The sequence below is a fragment of the Corynebacterium ureicelerivorans genome (assembly GCF_000747315.1).
GTDB lineage: Bacteria > Actinomycetota > Actinomycetes > Mycobacteriales > Mycobacteriaceae > Corynebacterium > Corynebacterium mucifaciens.
Map to the genome: position 1 here is coordinate 458,557 of NZ_CP009215.1, position 14,926 is coordinate 473,482.

The window sequence follows — 14,926 nt, forward strand, 5'->3', positions numbered from 1 at the left end:
CGCCCGGGGGTGGCGTGGGCGCGCCGCGTCGCACTGCCGAAATCTCAACATGGGGTTTAGACTTGGCGCCGTGAATGTTTACCGTCGTTGTTGCCGCCCAGGGTGCGGTCGGCCCGCTGTGGCGACGCTGATTTACGCGTACGCGGACTCGACGGCAGTAGTTGGCCCGCTCGCACCCGCCCCGGACCCTCACGCGTGGGATCTGTGCGAGCGCCACTCCGCGCATATCACCGCTCCAGTGGGGTGGGAGCTGGTGCGCGTAGAGCATGTAGAGCTTGATGGTGACGACGCGGACACCGCGGACGACACGGAAACCACTGACATCACCGCGCTCGCTGAGGCGGTGCGCGAGGCGGGGCGAGTGACTACCGGGTTGGTAGAAAGCGGACAGGATCCGATCGAGTATTCGGCGGACAAAGACTTCAACAACCCGGACACCTCCAACCACCCGGTGCACCGCACCAAGCGCGTGGAGGAGCAGATCGCGGCGCACAAAGCCGCCCGCCGCTCTCATCTGCGAGTCGTGCCTGATCCGGAGCGCGAAGACTAGGGCGAGGCACCAGGCACGTCGGAGGGGCGGGATAAGATGGCGCGCATGGCTATTGAGCACACAACGGACACGCTGAAAAGCGTTATTAAGGCGTACGACATCCGCGGCGTCGTGGGGGAGACCATCGACGAAGACTTTGTCCGCACCGCCGGAGCGGCCTTCGCCAGCATCCTGCGCGGCGAGGGGGAAGACCGCATTGCAGTCGGCCACGACATGCGCCCGTCGTCGCCCGCGTTGTCCGAAGCGTTCGCCGAAGGTGCTGCTAGCCAGGGCGTGAATGTGACGCTTCTGGGGCTGACGTCCACCGACGAGCTCTACTTTGTCGCCGGGACCCAGCGCTGTGCAGGCGCGATGTTCACGGCCTCCCACAACCCGGCGAAGTACAACGGCATCAAGCTCTGCCGCGCGGGCGCCGCCCCGGTGTCCACGGACACAGGCCTGAGCGACATCGCCCGCATGCTCGTCGAAGGGGTGCCGGAGTACGCGGGGGAACCTGGGGTCGTCGAGAAGCGCGACGCCCTCGACGAATACGCCACCTATCTGCGCGAGCTGGTACCGGTTCCGACGCGCCGCAAGCTCGTAGTAGCGGTCGATGCCGCGAACGGCATGGCCGGCATGACTGTGCCGGCGGTGCTCGGCGATTTGAGCAACGTGGATATCCGCCCGTTGTACTTCGAGCTCGACGGGACCTTCCCCAACCACGAAGCGAACCCGCTAGACCCGAAGAACCTGGTGGACCTGCAACGCTTCACCGTCGAGCAAGGCGCGGACATCGGCTTGGCCTTCGACGGCGACGCGGACCGCTGCTTCGTGGTGGATGAGCGAGGCGAAGCCGTTTCCCCGTCCGCTATCACCGCGCTGATTGCCTCCCGCGTGCTCGCGGATAACCCGGGAGCGACCGTCATCCACAACCTGATCACCTCGAAGACCGTTCCCGAGGTCATTGGGGAGCAGGGCGGCAAGGCCGTGCGCACGCGCGTGGGCCACTCGTACATCAAGGCGCAGATGGCGGAGCATTCCGCGTTGTTCGGCGGGGAGCACTCCGCGCACTACTACTTCGCCGAGTTCTTCAACGCGGACTCCGGCCTTGTTGCTGCGCTGCACGTGCTCGCCGCGTTGGCGGAGCAAGACGCGCCGCTGAGCGAAATGATGGCCGCCTACGACCGCTACGCTGCTTCCGGAGAGATCAACTCCGAGGTGGCCGACCAAGCTGCGGCGACCCAGCGTGTGGTGGACGCGTTCCGCGACCGCGCCGACTCCGTGGACACCCTCGATGGCGTCACTATCCAGCTGCGGAACTCGAAAGCGTGGTTCAACGTGCGCGCCTCCAATACCGAGCCCCTGCTGCGGCTCAACGCAGAGGCGCCCACGCGCGCAGAGGTTGACGCCCTTACTGAGGAAATCCTCGGCATCATCCGCGCCTGAGGTACCGCGCGTAGGCTCGCGCGGTATGAGCGGAATTTCCAGGGAAGAGGCCCTCTTTTTCGATGTCGCGCACGAAGGCGCCCAAATCCGCGCGGTGGGCCAGGCGGCAGAGCCGCTGGCGGCGCTGACAGGCCTGCAGCCGCGCAGCGTGGTCGTGCTAGCTACGGACTCGATCGCCGCAGCTGCAGCGCGTGCGCTCTGCGACTTCGCCAGCCCGCTCGAGATGCCGGTGGTCGTTGCCGATGTCCTTCCCGCCTATGTCGGCCCGCTCGATGTCGTTGTGGTCGTGGGCGACAACGCCGGACGCGACGAGGACCTGCGTGCGCTGGTCACGGCCGCCGATCGCGGCGCGGAGACGATCCTCGCTGGACCCGCGCAGGGGCCGTTGCTTGACGACGCACCACAGGCCACCACCGTGATCCCCGCGCTGCCCGCCGTGGCGGGCACGTCCGCCCTTCGCACCTGCGCCGTTGTCGGCGCTGTGCTGGCGGTGTTGCGCCATCCCGCAGCAGAAGTCGCAGAACGCTTCGACGCCATCGCGTCGGAGGTGGACGTGGAGTTGGAGGCCGCATCCCCGCAGCGCGACGCCGCAGTCAACCCGGCACGTGCGCTGTGTGGCCACGCCGACGGCGGCCGAGTGTTGCACACCGGTTTCGGTCGCGCGGGCAGCGCTGTCGCGGGACTGGCGGCGGCGCTGTGGTCGGTAAACGGCATCCCATCCGCGGCGGTGGATGCTGCCGAGCTGCCGGGCGCCGTTGAGCGTGCTCAACAGGCTCATCCGGCGCCGGCCGCGGACGACATCTTCTACGACCCCTACATTGACGGACCCTCGGAACTGGTAGGTTTGACAACCGTTGTTTGGTCCTGCGAGGTCGCCGATCCGGTGGCTTCGGCAGGTAGCCGGGTAGAGGCCGTGGAGACGGACTCCACCGACGTCGCTGCTCGCGCGGCCCGTCTGGTGGCCCGAGCGTACGCTGCGACGGCGCTTTCAGCGGACACGGCCGATACAGCCGACGCGGCCCAGTAGTAGAAGGAGAGTCATGGAGCACCTCGAAGGAGCTCTGCGCCCCTACGCCTGGGGCTCGCACACGTTGCTCGCAGACCTTCGCGGCGAGCCATCGCCGAGCCCGCAGCCGCAGGCGGAGCTGTGGTTCGGTGCGCACCCCGCGGCCCCGGCGACCGTGGCAGGTACCGGCTTGGACGAGATCATCGCCGCCGATCCGGCTGCGGAGCTCGGTTCCCGTGTGCGCGCCGCGTACGGTGATCAGCTGCCGTTTCTGGTCAAACTCCTCGCCGCAGACGCGCCCTTGAGTATCCAGGCGCACCCGTCGCGCGAACAGGCGGAAGAGGGTTTTGACCGCGAGAACGCGCAGGGGATCGCGCTAAATAGCCCGGACCGGAACTACAAGGACCCGAACCCGAAGCCGGAGCTGATTGTCGCTCTCACCCCGTTTCGCGCGCTTGCCGGCTTCCGCCCAGTGGCTGACACGGCTGCGTATTTTCGGGCGCTCGCCTGCCCGGAACTCGACCGCTACGCCGCGTTGCTGCCCACGGACAGCGACGGCGATCTCCGCGCGCTGTTTACCACCCTGATCTCGCTGCCAGTGCAGTCCCGGGTGGAACTGATAGAGGCGGTTGAGGGCTCGGCTCGCGCGCTCGTCTCGCATGGGGAGCACCCCGACTGGATGGTAGAGGCCGCAGCGCTCTACCTCGAGCTCAACGAGGCGTACCCGGGCGACGTTGGAGTCCTTGCAGCGCTACTGCTCAACCTGGTCACGCTCGCGCCGGGTGAGGCTGCGTTCCTGCGTGCGGGCCAACTCCACGCCTACCTGTCGGGCCTCGGGGTGGAGGTCATGGCGAGCTCCGACAACGTCCTGCGGGGCGGTTTGACCACCAAGCACGTTGACGTGCCAGAGCTCGTGCGCGTTCTGGATTTCACGACGCTTGAGAACCCGCGGGCCGAACAAGCTGCGCGCGGCGGCGGTGTTGAGTTCCAGATGCCGGTGGACAATTTCGTGGTGAGCATGCACGAGCTCGCCAGCGGTGAGGCCCTCACTATTGATAAGGACGGCCCGGCGATCGTGCTATGCACCGCTGGGCAGGTCGTGGATGGGGGGTTCACCCTTACCCAGGGCAACGCTGCTTGGGTGCCCGCGAGCGACGGTGCAGTGCGCCTCTCCGCCTCCGGGAACGCCCAAGTCTTTGTGGCGACGGTGTAGCCGGCTACTGCGTCGCCGTGCCGTCAAAGCCATCGATGACGCCGCGGGCCGTCGCAGCCTGCGTTTCGCGCGGGTAGCCAGCGACGTCTTCTTTACCCGCCACACGCGCCGGCGCTGAGCTGGTTGGTTGCTCGGCGGGGAGGGAGGACGGCGCCTGAGGCGCAGCGGGGGAGTTGGCCCCATCCTGGTGTGCTTCCTGCGTGGCGTCCGGCGCGGGCTCGGCTCCCGGATCCGGCGCGGAAGGAAGGACCGGCTCCCCCGCCTCGGACGGCTGTGTTGCCGAGCTTTCTGGTGCGGGCGTTGCGGGCGCTGCTGGCTTGGTCGCGCTGGGCAGGGCCCCGCCACTCGGCGTCTGCGGGGAAGTGGTCTGCGCGCTCGGTCGTCCGTCGGCGGGCGCCGGCTCCGCGGTAGGACGGGTGCCTCCCTGGACAGCGGTGGGCCGGGCCGGGGACGGGACGATGTTGGACGGCCGGTACACGCGGGAGGACTGGCCCGATCGCGGCGCCCGCGTCACTACGGCGTGCGGCGGCAGGTAGGGGTCGCTCGCCGCGTTGTAGTCCGACGGCGCGGATGCGGCAGTTCTCCCCGCTTCACCTGTGTCTGCCGGCTTACTGTCATGCTGGCGGCTGGTGCGAGAGTCGTCGTCGCTGCCCTGGTCGTCTGACTCGGATGGCGTCGTTTCGGCGGGCGACGCGGACGTCGAGCTCGGTTCCGCGGTCCCGGCCGCTTCGGCTGTGAATCCGGCACGGTTGTTTTGCCCCGGCGCGGAGGTGGCCCAGACGGTGACTCCGACGAGGGCTGCCAGCAATACGCCTGCGCCGAGAAACACGGCCACTCGGCGTGCGGTCCTTTCCACTGTCCCCTCCTCCCGCAGATCGCGTCCGACGTGCGTTGCATTACAACTTGGTAACGTTTCGCCTACAGCTCCGTTTATATCACGCAATCGGAGAATGCGGAACCCCGCGTAACCCCGCGGAATCCGCCGGTCGCGCGTTGTCGTGCCCCCCGGGGCGGGATATGCCGTATATAGATGGGGACAACACTTTGTGCGGGCGTTTGCTCGCGCACCATGTACGGAAGGAGCGTCGCAGTGAGTACTTGGGACGAGCAGATTTTCACGGTCGACACCAACACGGACTTCCTCGACGAGCTGGTTGACCTCGATTTTGAGGAGATCTTCGAGGCGGTCCGCGACGCCGTGCTGCTGGCAGCCAAGCAGGACGACCCCACCGAAGATGACCTGCTCAACGGCCAGGCTGCAGCGACCATCGCTGCGATCTGGGCTGGTGCGCCGTTTTCTGCCGGTGAGATCGCGGAGGCGTATCCGTTTTTCCGCCGCCGTCCGGACGAGATGGACGAGCAGCTCGTGGAGTCCGCCGCTGCGGTGCTCGAGGAGGCTAACACGGACGCGGACCTGGAGCAGTTCCTCGAGGCGCTGGCGTAACCGCATGATTGTTGCAGTCGAAGGCATTGACGGGGCGGGCAAGCACACACTGGTTGCGGCCGTGAAGGAACGGTTCGGCGCGGAGACGCTCGCGTTTCCCCGCTACGACGAATCCGTGCACGCGCAGCTTGCCAGTGACGCGTTGCACGGCCGGATGGGCGATCTGGCGGATTCCGCGTTCGGAATGGCCACGCTGTTCGCTCTGGACAGGCATGGGGCGAAACAGCTTCTCGACGGCTTCGCCGGCGCCACCGACAAGATCATCGTTCTGGACCGCTATGTGGCCTCCAACGCCGCCTACACGCGCGCGCGTACTGGGGACCCGGCTGCCGTGCGGTGGGTGCACGACCTCGAATTCGGCAAGCTCCAGCTGCCCCAGCCGGACATGCAGGTGCTGGTGGATACCCCGCCGGACGTCGCCCGCGACCGAGCCGCAGCCCGCGAGGAGCGCGACGCGTCGCGCACCCGCGACCGCTATGAACGCGACGAGGCACTGCAGGTTGCCACGTTCGAGGCGTACGCGGAGCTGGCGGAGGCGAACTGGGCGAGCCGGTGGATCCGCGCGTCGGATCCGGCGGTTATCATGCAGGAAATGAGCGAGCTGGTGCACGAGCCAGGCAGTGGCATGCAGTAAGGAGGACCCATGGCCCCGAAGATCCTTGTGGTGGATGATGATCCGGCGATCAACGAGATGTTGACCATTGTGCTGGAGGCCGAGGGCTTTCAGACCAGTTCTGTCACCGACGGGGCGGAAGCTGTGCAGACGTTCCGCTCCTTCAGCCCAGACCTCATCCTGCTGGACTTGATGCTGCCGGGCATGAACGGCATCGACATCTGCCGCGAGATCCGGAAAGAGTCCGCCGTGCCGATTGTCATGCTGACCGCCAAGACGGACACCGTGGACGTGGTGCTCGGTCTGGAATCGGGCGCGGACGACTACATCACCAAGCCCTTCAAGCCGAAGGAGCTCGTTGCCCGCATCCGTGCCCGCCTGCGCCGCACGGATGAGACCCCGGCGGATGTGCTTGAGGTGGGTGATCTGACGGTAGACGTGCCGCAGCACACCGTCACGCGCGGCAGCCAGGAAATCCAACTGACTCCGCTGGAGTTCGACCTGTTGGTCGAGATGGCGCGCAAGCCCAACCAGGTGCACTCCCGCGAGGAGCTGCTGGAATCCGTGTGGGGCTACCGCAACGCGTCCGATACCCGCCTGGTCAACGTGCACGTGCAGCGGCTGCGCTCGAAGATCGAGCACGACCCGGAGAACCCGGAGATCATCCTCACCGTCCGAGGCGTGGGCTATAAGACCGGTAAGGCGGAGGTGTAACACCTGGACGCCATACGTCGCGGCCGCGACCGGGTGCGGCACGCCTGGTCTACTCGGCTGCAGGTGCGCTTCGTCGGCACTGTACTGCTTGTCTCCACGGTCGTGATGTCCGTGCTCGGCTTGGCGCTCGCCTCGGTGGTGACCGACCGCATTACCGCGGCGAAGGTCGAGACGGCCAGCGTGGAGATCGAGCGGGCTCGAGCCACCGTGGAGTACCAGCTCGCCAACTCCGGGTCGTCGGCGTCGCTGCAGGCCCGGTTGAACGCTGCGCGCGCCGGGTTAACGCAGCGTGCCCAGGAAAGCGGCGACTCGGCGAGCTTCTACGAGCCCGTGCTGATGGTGGAGGCCGCCAATGGCTCGGTGACGTCGTCGCCCGAGGCGTACCAGATTCCCCAGCGGCTGGGGGATTACGTCATGGACGGCAACGTGGCCTACCAGTTCGCCGCGGTTGAGCGCCCGGACGGCTCGGCGTACGACGCGTTGATTGTCGGCACCCCGACCAACTCGGACATTCCCAACCTGCGCCTGTACTTGGTCATGAACATGGAGAGCGAGGCCTCCACGGTTGCGCTTATGCGCGGCATTTTGGCCTCTGCCGCGGTGATTGTGGTGGTCCTTCTGATGGGCATCTCGTGGCTGGCCTCGCAGCAGATCGTCGCGCCGGTGCGCTCGGCGTCGCGGACCGCGCAACGCTTCGCCTCCGGCCACCTCCGTGAGCGCATGCCGGTGGACGGTGAGGACGAGATGGCCGTTCTCGCCATGTCCTTCAACGACATGGCGGATGCGTTGAGCAAGCAGATCAGCAACTTGGAGGAGTACGGCTCACTGCAGCGCCAGTTCACTTCGGATGTCTCCCACGAGCTCCGCACGCCGCTGACAACGGTGCGCATGGCCGCGGACATGATTGCCGCGAACGAGGATTCCCTGGAGCCGGCGACGAGGCGGGCGTCAGAGCTGATGATTAGTGAGCTGGACCGCTTCGAAGCCCTGCTCAACGACCTGCTCGAGATTTCGCGCCACGACGCGGGTGTCGCCGAGCTGTCCACGGCAAGCGTGGACGCGCGGCAGCCGGTTGAATCCGCGTGGCAGCAAACGCACCACTTGGCGGAGGAGCTCGACGTGGACGTCGTCTTCGACATGCCGGACGAGCCACAGACGCTGGAAGGCGACGCCCGCCGCATCGAGCGGATCGTGCGCAACCTCATCGCCAACGCCATCGACCACTCCGAGGGCAACCCGGTCACCGTGCGCATGCGCTCCAACGAGGAGGCCGTGGCCATCACCGTGACCGACCGGGGCGTGGGCTTGAAGCCGGGGGAGGACGAGCTGGTGTTCAACCGTTTCTGGCGCGCGGACAAGTCCCGCAAGCGCCACTCCGGGGGCACCGGCCTCGGCCTAGCCATTGCGCGGGAGGATGCGCAGCTGCACGGCGGTGTGCTGGACGCGGCCGGCGAATTCGGCGTGGGTTCGCAGTTCCGTCTGGTGCTGCCGCGCACCCTGGAAGCCGGCTTCACGCAGTCCCCGCTGCCGCTGGAGCCACCGCGAGTGGAGCTCGCCCAGGCGACCGAGGTTGCGCAGGGTGGTGGGCAGCCGGAGGACGTCGATACGCAAGTGCCCCAGGAGGACACAGATGCACGCACGTAAACTGCTCGCCTGCGTGACGGTGGCGGCGACCGCGACGCTTTCCGGGTGCGCGTCGTTGCCGACGAACTCCGCGCCGCACGTCATCCGTTCCTTCAACCCCGTGGAGACGGAGACCCAGGCCGCGGGCCCGGAAAAAGACCAGGCGCCGGACCTGCTCCTCCGGGACTTCTACGCCGCTTCCGCCAGGCCCGACGCGGACTACGAGGCGGCGCGCGCCTACCTCACCGACGGCGCGTCGGCGGCCTGGGATCCCAGCGGGCAGAAGCTCGTGGTGGACAGCATCGGCATGACCACCCTCCCGGGGTCGCCGGTGGGTCAGCGCAGCTATTCGGTGCACGGGTCCGTGGTGGGCTCGGTGCGCCAAGGCGGTTCGTACACGCCGGAGCGCGGCACGTACGAGGCCACCATCGACATGGAGATGGTTGACGGGCAGTGGCGGATTTCCTCGCTGCCGGAGGGCGTCGTCCTCGAGCGCACCGAGCTACGCAACCAGTACCAGCCGTACAACTTGTACTTCTTCGACGAGGATGACCGGGAGCTGGTCACGGACCGTCGGTGGGTGCATTCGCAGCGGGAAACCCTGGCCAGCGACTTGATCGGGCTGCTCATGGAAGGCCCGTCGAAGCGCTTGCTCCCGGCGCTGACAAGCTCGTTGCCGTCTAGCGCCTCCTACACCGGCGAGCAAGACGGGGCCTACACGTTCACCGGTTTCGCGGGGGTGAGTGAGGATGAGCGCGCCCGCTTTGCCGCGCAGGTGGTCTGGACGCTCGCGACCGCGGGTGTGACCGGCCCCTACACGCTGGAGGCGGACGGGCAGCCGCTTCTCGACGGCGCCACGGACCTGGACACCGATGACTTCATCGCGGCCAGCCCGCTTGTGGAAACCGTCGGCGAAACCACGCTGTACGCCCTGGCCGGGGGCAAAGTAGTGCGTGTGGACGAGCGGTCGACGCAGCCGGTCGAAGGCGCGCTCGGAAGCGCAGACGACGTGACCGCGGTGGACATTGCCGGCGGCGAGTGGGCCGCGATCTTTGGCAAACCGGGAGACGGCGCGGACGACGTGTTCCGCATAGGAATGCTCGGGGGCACCGGGGAAGAGGTCATGCGCGCCGGGACGTTTACCCGCCCCACCTTCGAGCCGGCTGCCTCCGCGGTGTGGACGGTTGCCGACGGCACCCGCGTTCTACGTACCGTCGAATCTGCGGCAACCGGCACACTGACAACCGGTGAGGTGGAGGTGGAGCTGCCCGAGGGGGTGGACGGCAACATTTCGGTGCTGCGCCTGTCGCGCACAGGCACGCGGGTGGTCATGGTGATCGACGGCAGCCTCTACACCGGCATTGTGCGGCGGGAGGCCTCCGGCGAGCGATCCGTTGTCAACATCTACGAATACGCGCACGAGTTGGACGGCAGCGTCATCTCCGCGGAGTGGCGCCCGGACGGGTCCCTGTTGGTGGGCACCACCACGTCCACTCCGGTCATGCGTGTGGAGCAGGATGGGTCCTCCATGACAGCCATGTCCTCAGGCAACATTTCGGCGCCGGTGGTGGCGGTGGCGGCCTCGCCGAGCACGCTCTATGTCACCGACGCCAACGCGCTGCTGCAGGTACCGGCCTCCGGGGCGGACAATCCCATTTGGCGCGAGGTGCCCGGTCTGGAAGGTGTGCGGGCGCTGCCGATCACCTCGCGCTAGAGTTGCCATCCGAGAGGGGGAGCGGATGGGGGATGTGTTGGCGCAGATGGGGGAGCTTATCCTGCCGCAGGCGTGCGCGGGGTGCCGTCGGCCGGGTCACCTCCTGTGCCCCGCGTGCCGGTTAGGTCTCGCCGCGCCGCCGCAGCGGGTTTTTCCGAAGACCGCGCCGCACGTGCCGGTCTTTGCCCTCGGGCCGTACGCCGACCCCCACCGCGGCGTCATCCTGGCTATGAAGGAGCGCAACCACGTGGCGGTGCGCCGCCACGTCGGTGCCGTCCTGAATGCCGCACTGAGCTATCTGGAAGCGCGCGGCGATATCCCGTGTGGCACCGTTCTCGTTCCCGCCCCCACCCGGGCCCGTTCCGCCCGCGCCCGTGGCGGCGACCCGGTGGAGCAGGTGTGCCGGGCAAGCGGGAGGCGCGTGGCGCCGGTGCTGGCCCTCGACCCACACACCGCCGACCAGGCGGGGCTGGACGAGGCCGGGCGCCGGTTGAACCTTGCGGGGCGGGTGCGCATAAACGGGGTGCCTGCGGGGCGGATTGTGGTGGTGGACGACGTAGTGACAACCGGCGCGACGCTGCAGGCAAGCACCGCGCTGCTCATTTCGCGCGGCGCGGACGTGGCGGCGTGCGTCACCCTGTGCGCCGCCTAAGCAGCGGCGTAATGATTCACTGAAACGCCTGAAATTGGTCATAACCAGTTATACGGTGGAAGTGGACGCAGTTCCTACTACCGCAAGGGAGGACGCAGATGACTTCTGCAGACCGCAACCAGACCACCGCGCCGGCCGCCCCGAGCCAGGGGGAGGTGCTCAGCCCGGAAGCCCGAGTGACCATCACCGGGCGAAACGTGGAGGTTCCGGAGCACTTCCAGGAACGGGTCAACAGCAAGCTGGCCAAGATTGAAAAGCTGGACCCCACGTTGACGTCGTTCCACGTGGAGTTGCAGCACGAGCCGAACCCCCGGCGCGAATCGGAGGCGGAACGCATCCAGATCACGGCGACGGGATCCGGCCACCTTGCCCGCGCTGAATCGAAGCAGGAAAACTTCTACGCGGCGCTCGAGGCCGCAGTAGACAAGCTGGAGCGCTCTCTGCGCAAGGTCAAGGCCCGGCGCAACATTGCGCTATCCGGCCACCGCGCTCCGAAGGGCGCCGGCGTGTTGGCTGCCGAGATGGAGGCGGGTGCGAAGGCCGCCCAGCAGCGCGCTGCGGACCAGACAGGAAAATACGACGTGGACCCGTACGAGGGCCAGGTCGACGACGTGGTCCCGGGGCAGATCGTGCGCTCCAAGGTGCATCCCAACACCCCGCGCAGCGTGGACGACGCGCTCAGCGAGATGGAGCTGGTCGGGCACGATTTCTACCTCTTCATCAACGAGGAGACCAACCGTCCGGCTGTGGTGTACCGCCGTCACGCGTACGACTACGGATTGATTGAGCTCGCGCCGGAGGGCGAGACCGACTAGCCCCGGCGTGTATTGCCCGCGCCGCCCCAGATTTTCCCGGGCGGGGCGGGCAATCGTGCGTTGGTACGGGTTCTGCTGTGAGGTGCCTTAGAGGTTGTTCCCACCGGCGCTGACGTGCGTACAATGGCCCGTTGTACCACTTTGGCCCTGTCAACCAGTAGTAAAGGACTTTGCACACGTGTTTGGACTGTCAAAGCTGCTCCGTGCCGGCGAGGGGCGCACCGTCAAGCGTCTCGCAAAAATTGCCGATGAGGTAATGGCGCTTGACGAGGAGTACTCCGCGCTGACCGACGAGGAGCTCAGGGCCAAGACTGCCGAGTTCAAGGGCCAACTGGAAGGTGGCGCAGGCCTCGACGACATCCTGCTCGACGCGTTTGCCACCGCCAGAGAAGCGTCGTGGCGCGTGCTGGGCCAGAAGCACTACAAGGTGCAGATCATGGGTGGTGCCGCCCTGCACTTCGGCAACGTCGCCGAGATGAAGACGGGTGAAGGCAAGACCCTGACCTCGGTGCTGCCGGCTTACCTCAACGGGCTGTCCGGCAAAGGCGTGCACATTGTCACCGTCAACGACTACTTGGCCAAGCGCGACGCGGAGATGATGGGCCGTGTGCACCACTTCCTGGGCTTAGAGGTGGGCGTGATCCTGTCGGAGATGCGCCCGGCGGAGCGCAAGAAGGCGTACGACGCCGACATCACGTACGGCACCAACAACGAGCTCGGCTTCGACTACTTGCGCGACAACATGACGCGCTCGGTTAACGACATTGTGCAGCGCGGCCACAACTACGCAATCGTGGACGAGGTGGACTCCATCCTCATCGACGAGGCGCGTACGCCGTTGATCATCTCCGGTCCGGTGGACGGTTCGAGCCAGTTTTACACCGTGTTCGCGCAGCTTGCCCCGCGTATGCGCGAGGGCATCCACTACGAGGTGGACCAGCGCAAGCGCACGGTGGGCATCTCCGAGGAGGGCGTCGAGTTCGTCGAGGACCAGCTGGGCATTGACAACCTCTACGCGCCGGAGCACTCCCAGCTGGTCAGCTACCTCAACAACGCCATCAAGGCGAAAGAGCTCTTCGAGCGCGACAAGGACTACATCATCCGCCAGGGCGAGGTCATGATCGTGGACGGCTTCACCGGCCGTGTGCTGCCGGGGCGCCGCTACAACGAGGGCATGCACCAGGCCATCGAGGCCAAGGAGCAGGTGGAGATCAAAAACGAGAACCAGACGCTGGCCACGGTGACCCTGCAAAACTACTTCCGCCTCTACGACAAGCTATCCGGCATGACCGGCACCGCGGAGACCGAGGCGGCGGAGCTGCACCAGATTTACAAGATGGACGTCGTGCAAATCCCGCCGAACCGCCCGAACCAGCGCACGGACCGCGACGACCTGATTTACAAGACCCAGGAGGCTAAGTTCGCGGCTGTAGCGGATGACATCGCGGAGCACGTTGCGAAGGGCCAGCCGGTGCTCGTGGGCACCACCTCGGTCGAGCGCTCGGAGTACCTGTCCCAGCTGCTCACGCGCAAGGGCGTGGAGCACAACGTGCTCAACGCAAAGCACCACGAGGAAGAGGGCCGCATCATCGCCGAGGCGGGCCTGCCCGGCAAGGTGACCGTCTCCACCAACATGGCCGGTCGCGGCACCGACATCGTGCTCGGCGGTAACCCCGAGGTCCTCCTGGACGCGAAGCTGCAGGCGCAGGGCCTGGACCCGTTCGAGGACGAGGAGCGCTACCAGGAGGCGTGGAACGAGAAGCTGCCGATTGCCAAGGAGCGCTCGCAGCAGCTTGGCGACGAGGTGCGCGAGGCCGGCGGCCTGTACGTCATCGGTACTGAGCGCCACGAGTCGCGCCGCATTGACAACCAGCTGCGCGGCCGCTCCGGCCGCCAGGGCGACCCGGGCGAATCCCGCTTCTACCTCTCCATGCGCGATGAGCTGATGGTCCGTTTCGTCGGCCAGTCCATGGAGAACATGATGAACCGCCTCAACGTGCCGGACGATGTGCCGATTGAGGCGAAGATGGTCTCCAACGCCATCAAGGGCGCGCAGTCCCAGGTGGAAAACCAGAACTTCGAGATGCGCAAGAACGTGCTGAAGTACGACGAGGTGCTCAACGAGCAGCGCAAGGTGGTCTACCGCGAGCGCCAGGAGATCTTGGGGTCACGCGACATCGCCGGCCAGGTGCGCCGCATGATCGAGTCCACCATCGGCGCGTACGTGGACGGCGCGACCGCTGAGGGGTACGTCGAGGATTGGGACCTCGACGACCTGTGGAACGCGCTTGATTCCCTCTACGGCCCTAAGGTGAGCGCGCAGGAACTCATTGACGGCGACGAGTACGGGTCGCCGGGCGAGCTCACTTCGGGCCAGCTGCGCCAGGCACTTATCGACGACGCTAACGCCCAGTACGACAGCCTGGAGGAGCGCATCACGTCCATCGGCGGCGAAGACCAGATGCGCAACCTTGAGCGGATGGTCATCTTGCCCATCATCGACACGAAGTGGCGCGAACACCTCTACGAGATGGACTACCTCAAAGAGGGCATCGGCCTGCGCGCGATGGCGCAGCGCGACCCGCTGGTGGAGTACCAGAAGGAGGGCGGCGACATGTTCAACGCGATGAACGAGGCCGTCCAGGAGGAAACCGTGCGCCAGCTGTTTGCCATGCGCAAGCAGTTCGAGGACCAGGATTCCGCGGCTGTATCTTCGAGCTAGAGCACCTTGAACGAGACGAGCCTGCCCCCGTCGATCTTGGCGGCGTAGGCCCGCCTGGTGCCGTCGGCAGCCTGGACCGTACCGAAGAATTCGCCGCCCTCGCGTGTGTGGCAGGTGAGCACTTTTACCTTGCCCGCGGCGGTGGTGGCGCCTTTTTGAGAAGCGGCCAGTGCGGAGGCGCGTTGTCTCGCCCGGATGTGTGCCCGCACGGCAGGGGCAAACCGCCACGCCATCATCGACGGTTGCCGGCCCTTCCCTAAGGCTGCGGAAAGCGCCTCGACAACGACGGGCTCCACGTCCCGCCGCGGACTGTGCGGGCTGGGGCAGGGGGACGCGGGTGCGGGGGCCGACGGCGACCGGCCGCGGCTCGACGGCGGTACGAGAATCTGGACGTGCCGGTGCCCTGGGGCGGTGTAGTACATGTGGGGTGATCTC

At 66.8% G+C, this 14,926-nt stretch carries 14 protein-coding genes; 12 read left to right on the forward strand and 2 right to left on the reverse strand.

The annotated features are described in order from the left end of the window. Window positions 1–49: 49 nt before the first annotated feature. The 4 genes from CUREI_RS02325 to manA are packed head-to-tail and all read left to right on the forward strand — an operon-like array spanning window position 50 to window position 4,194. Window positions 50–550: a DUF3499 domain-containing protein gene (locus CUREI_RS02325; protein ID WP_084768105.1), complete on the forward strand. Its 501-nt coding sequence runs from the start codon at window positions 50–52 to the stop codon at window positions 548–550. A 45-nt stretch (window positions 551–595) separates the two neighbouring features. Further along, a complete protein-coding gene (locus CUREI_RS02330) occupies window positions 596–1,975 on the forward strand; it encodes a phosphomannomutase/phosphoglucomutase (protein WP_038613754.1) in 1,380 nt (459 codons plus the stop codon). 25 nt (window positions 1,976–2,000) lie between these two features. Continuing rightward, window positions 2,001–3,002, forward strand: a complete 1,002-nt coding sequence (locus tag CUREI_RS02335) for a hypothetical protein (protein WP_038609989.1) — start codon at window positions 2,001–2,003, stop codon at window positions 3,000–3,002. Between the two features lie 13 nt (window positions 3,003–3,015). Next, window positions 3,016–4,194, forward strand: a complete 1,179-nt coding sequence (gene manA, locus CUREI_RS02340; RefSeq protein ID WP_038609992.1) for a mannose-6-phosphate isomerase, class I — start codon at window positions 3,016–3,018, stop codon at window positions 4,192–4,194. A gap of 4 nt (window positions 4,195–4,198) precedes the next feature. On the opposite strand, the gene CUREI_RS02345 is transcribed toward manA, so the two are convergent. Further along, window positions 4,199–5,050, reverse strand: coding sequence for a hypothetical protein (locus CUREI_RS02345; RefSeq protein WP_144242391.1), 852 nt, complete (start codon window positions 5,048–5,050; stop codon window positions 4,199–4,201). 234 nt (window positions 5,051–5,284) lie between these two features. Here CUREI_RS02345 and CUREI_RS02350 point away from each other — a divergent pair, with 234 nt between their 5' ends. From CUREI_RS02350 to secA, 8 genes are all read left to right on the forward strand, one after another. Further along, on the forward strand, window positions 5,285–5,638 hold the full coding sequence (locus CUREI_RS02350; RefSeq protein ID WP_038609998.1) for a DUF4259 domain-containing protein: 354 nt from the start codon (window positions 5,285–5,287) through the stop codon (window positions 5,636–5,638). Between the two features lie 4 nt (window positions 5,639–5,642). Further along, complete coding sequence (locus CUREI_RS02355; protein WP_038610001.1) at window positions 5,643–6,272, forward strand: dTMP kinase; 630 nt, start codon at window positions 5,643–5,645, stop codon at window positions 6,270–6,272. A gap of 9 nt (window positions 6,273–6,281) precedes the next feature. Further along, the gene (mtrA, locus tag CUREI_RS02360; RefSeq protein ID WP_038610004.1) at window positions 6,282–6,965 is read left to right on the forward strand and encodes an MtrAB system response regulator MtrA; all 684 of its coding nucleotides are present in this window, start codon (window positions 6,282–6,284) and stop codon (window positions 6,963–6,965) included. Between the two features lie 33 nt (window positions 6,966–6,998). Continuing rightward, a complete protein-coding gene (gene mtrB, locus CUREI_RS02365; protein ID WP_236627246.1) occupies window positions 6,999–8,609 on the forward strand; it encodes an MtrAB system histidine kinase MtrB in 1,611 nt (536 codons plus the stop codon). After that, window positions 8,596–10,302 carry an MtrAB system accessory lipoprotein LpqB gene (gene lpqB / locus CUREI_RS02370; protein ID WP_038610008.1) on the forward strand — a complete coding sequence of 569 codons (1,707 nt, stop codon included), beginning with the start codon at window positions 8,596–8,598 and terminating at the stop codon, window positions 10,300–10,302. The genes mtrB and lpqB overlap by 14 nt, the downstream gene beginning before the upstream one ends. 25 nt (window positions 10,303–10,327) lie before the next feature. Continuing rightward, window positions 10,328–10,954 (forward strand): ComF family protein, encoded by a 627-nt coding sequence (locus CUREI_RS02375; protein WP_051952144.1) that lies wholly within the window; start codon window positions 10,328–10,330, stop codon window positions 10,952–10,954. Between the two features lie 98 nt (window positions 10,955–11,052). Then, the gene (hpf, locus tag CUREI_RS02380; protein ID WP_051952145.1) at window positions 11,053–11,769 is read left to right on the forward strand and encodes a ribosome hibernation-promoting factor, HPF/YfiA family; all 717 of its coding nucleotides are present in this window, start codon (window positions 11,053–11,055) and stop codon (window positions 11,767–11,769) included. A gap of 178 nt (window positions 11,770–11,947) precedes the next feature. Then, window positions 11,948–14,491 (forward strand): preprotein translocase subunit SecA, encoded by a 2,544-nt coding sequence (gene secA, locus CUREI_RS02385; RefSeq protein WP_038610011.1) that lies wholly within the window; start codon window positions 11,948–11,950, stop codon window positions 14,489–14,491. Here secA and CUREI_RS02390 read toward each other — a convergent pair. Next, the gene (locus tag CUREI_RS02390; protein ID WP_051952146.1) at window positions 14,488–14,787 is read right to left on the reverse strand and encodes a hypothetical protein; all 300 of its coding nucleotides are present in this window, start codon (window positions 14,785–14,787) and stop codon (window positions 14,488–14,490) included. The genes secA and CUREI_RS02390 overlap by 4 nt on opposite strands. Window positions 14,788–14,926: the final 139 nt, after the last annotated feature.

What these genes read in the sequence shown, in the direction of transcription:
- CUREI_RS02325 (WP_084768105.1), top strand. Translation starts at nt 50, where the DNA reads ATGGGGTTTAGACTTGGCGCCGTGAATGTTTACCGTCGTTGTTGCCGC.
- CUREI_RS02330 (WP_038613754.1), top strand. Translation starts at nt 596, where the DNA reads ATGGCTATTGAGCACACAACGGACACGCTGAAAAGCGTTATTAAGGCG.
- CUREI_RS02335 (WP_038609989.1), top strand. Translation starts at nt 2,001, where the DNA reads ATGAGCGGAATTTCCAGGGAAGAGGCCCTCTTTTTCGATGTCGCGCAC.
- manA (WP_038609992.1), top strand. Translation starts at nt 3,016, where the DNA reads ATGGAGCACCTCGAAGGAGCTCTGCGCCCCTACGCCTGGGGCTCGCAC.
- CUREI_RS02355 (WP_038610001.1), top strand. Translation starts at nt 5,643, where the DNA reads ATGATTGTTGCAGTCGAAGGCATTGACGGGGCGGGCAAGCACACACTG.
- mtrA (WP_038610004.1), top strand. Translation starts at nt 6,282, where the DNA reads ATGGCCCCGAAGATCCTTGTGGTGGATGATGATCCGGCGATCAACGAG.
- lpqB (WP_038610008.1), top strand. Translation starts at nt 8,596, where the DNA reads ATGCACGCACGTAAACTGCTCGCCTGCGTGACGGTGGCGGCGACCGCG.
- CUREI_RS02375 (WP_051952144.1), top strand. Translation starts at nt 10,328, where the DNA reads ATGGGGGATGTGTTGGCGCAGATGGGGGAGCTTATCCTGCCGCAGGCG.
- hpf (WP_051952145.1), top strand. Translation starts at nt 11,053, where the DNA reads ATGACTTCTGCAGACCGCAACCAGACCACCGCGCCGGCCGCCCCGAGC.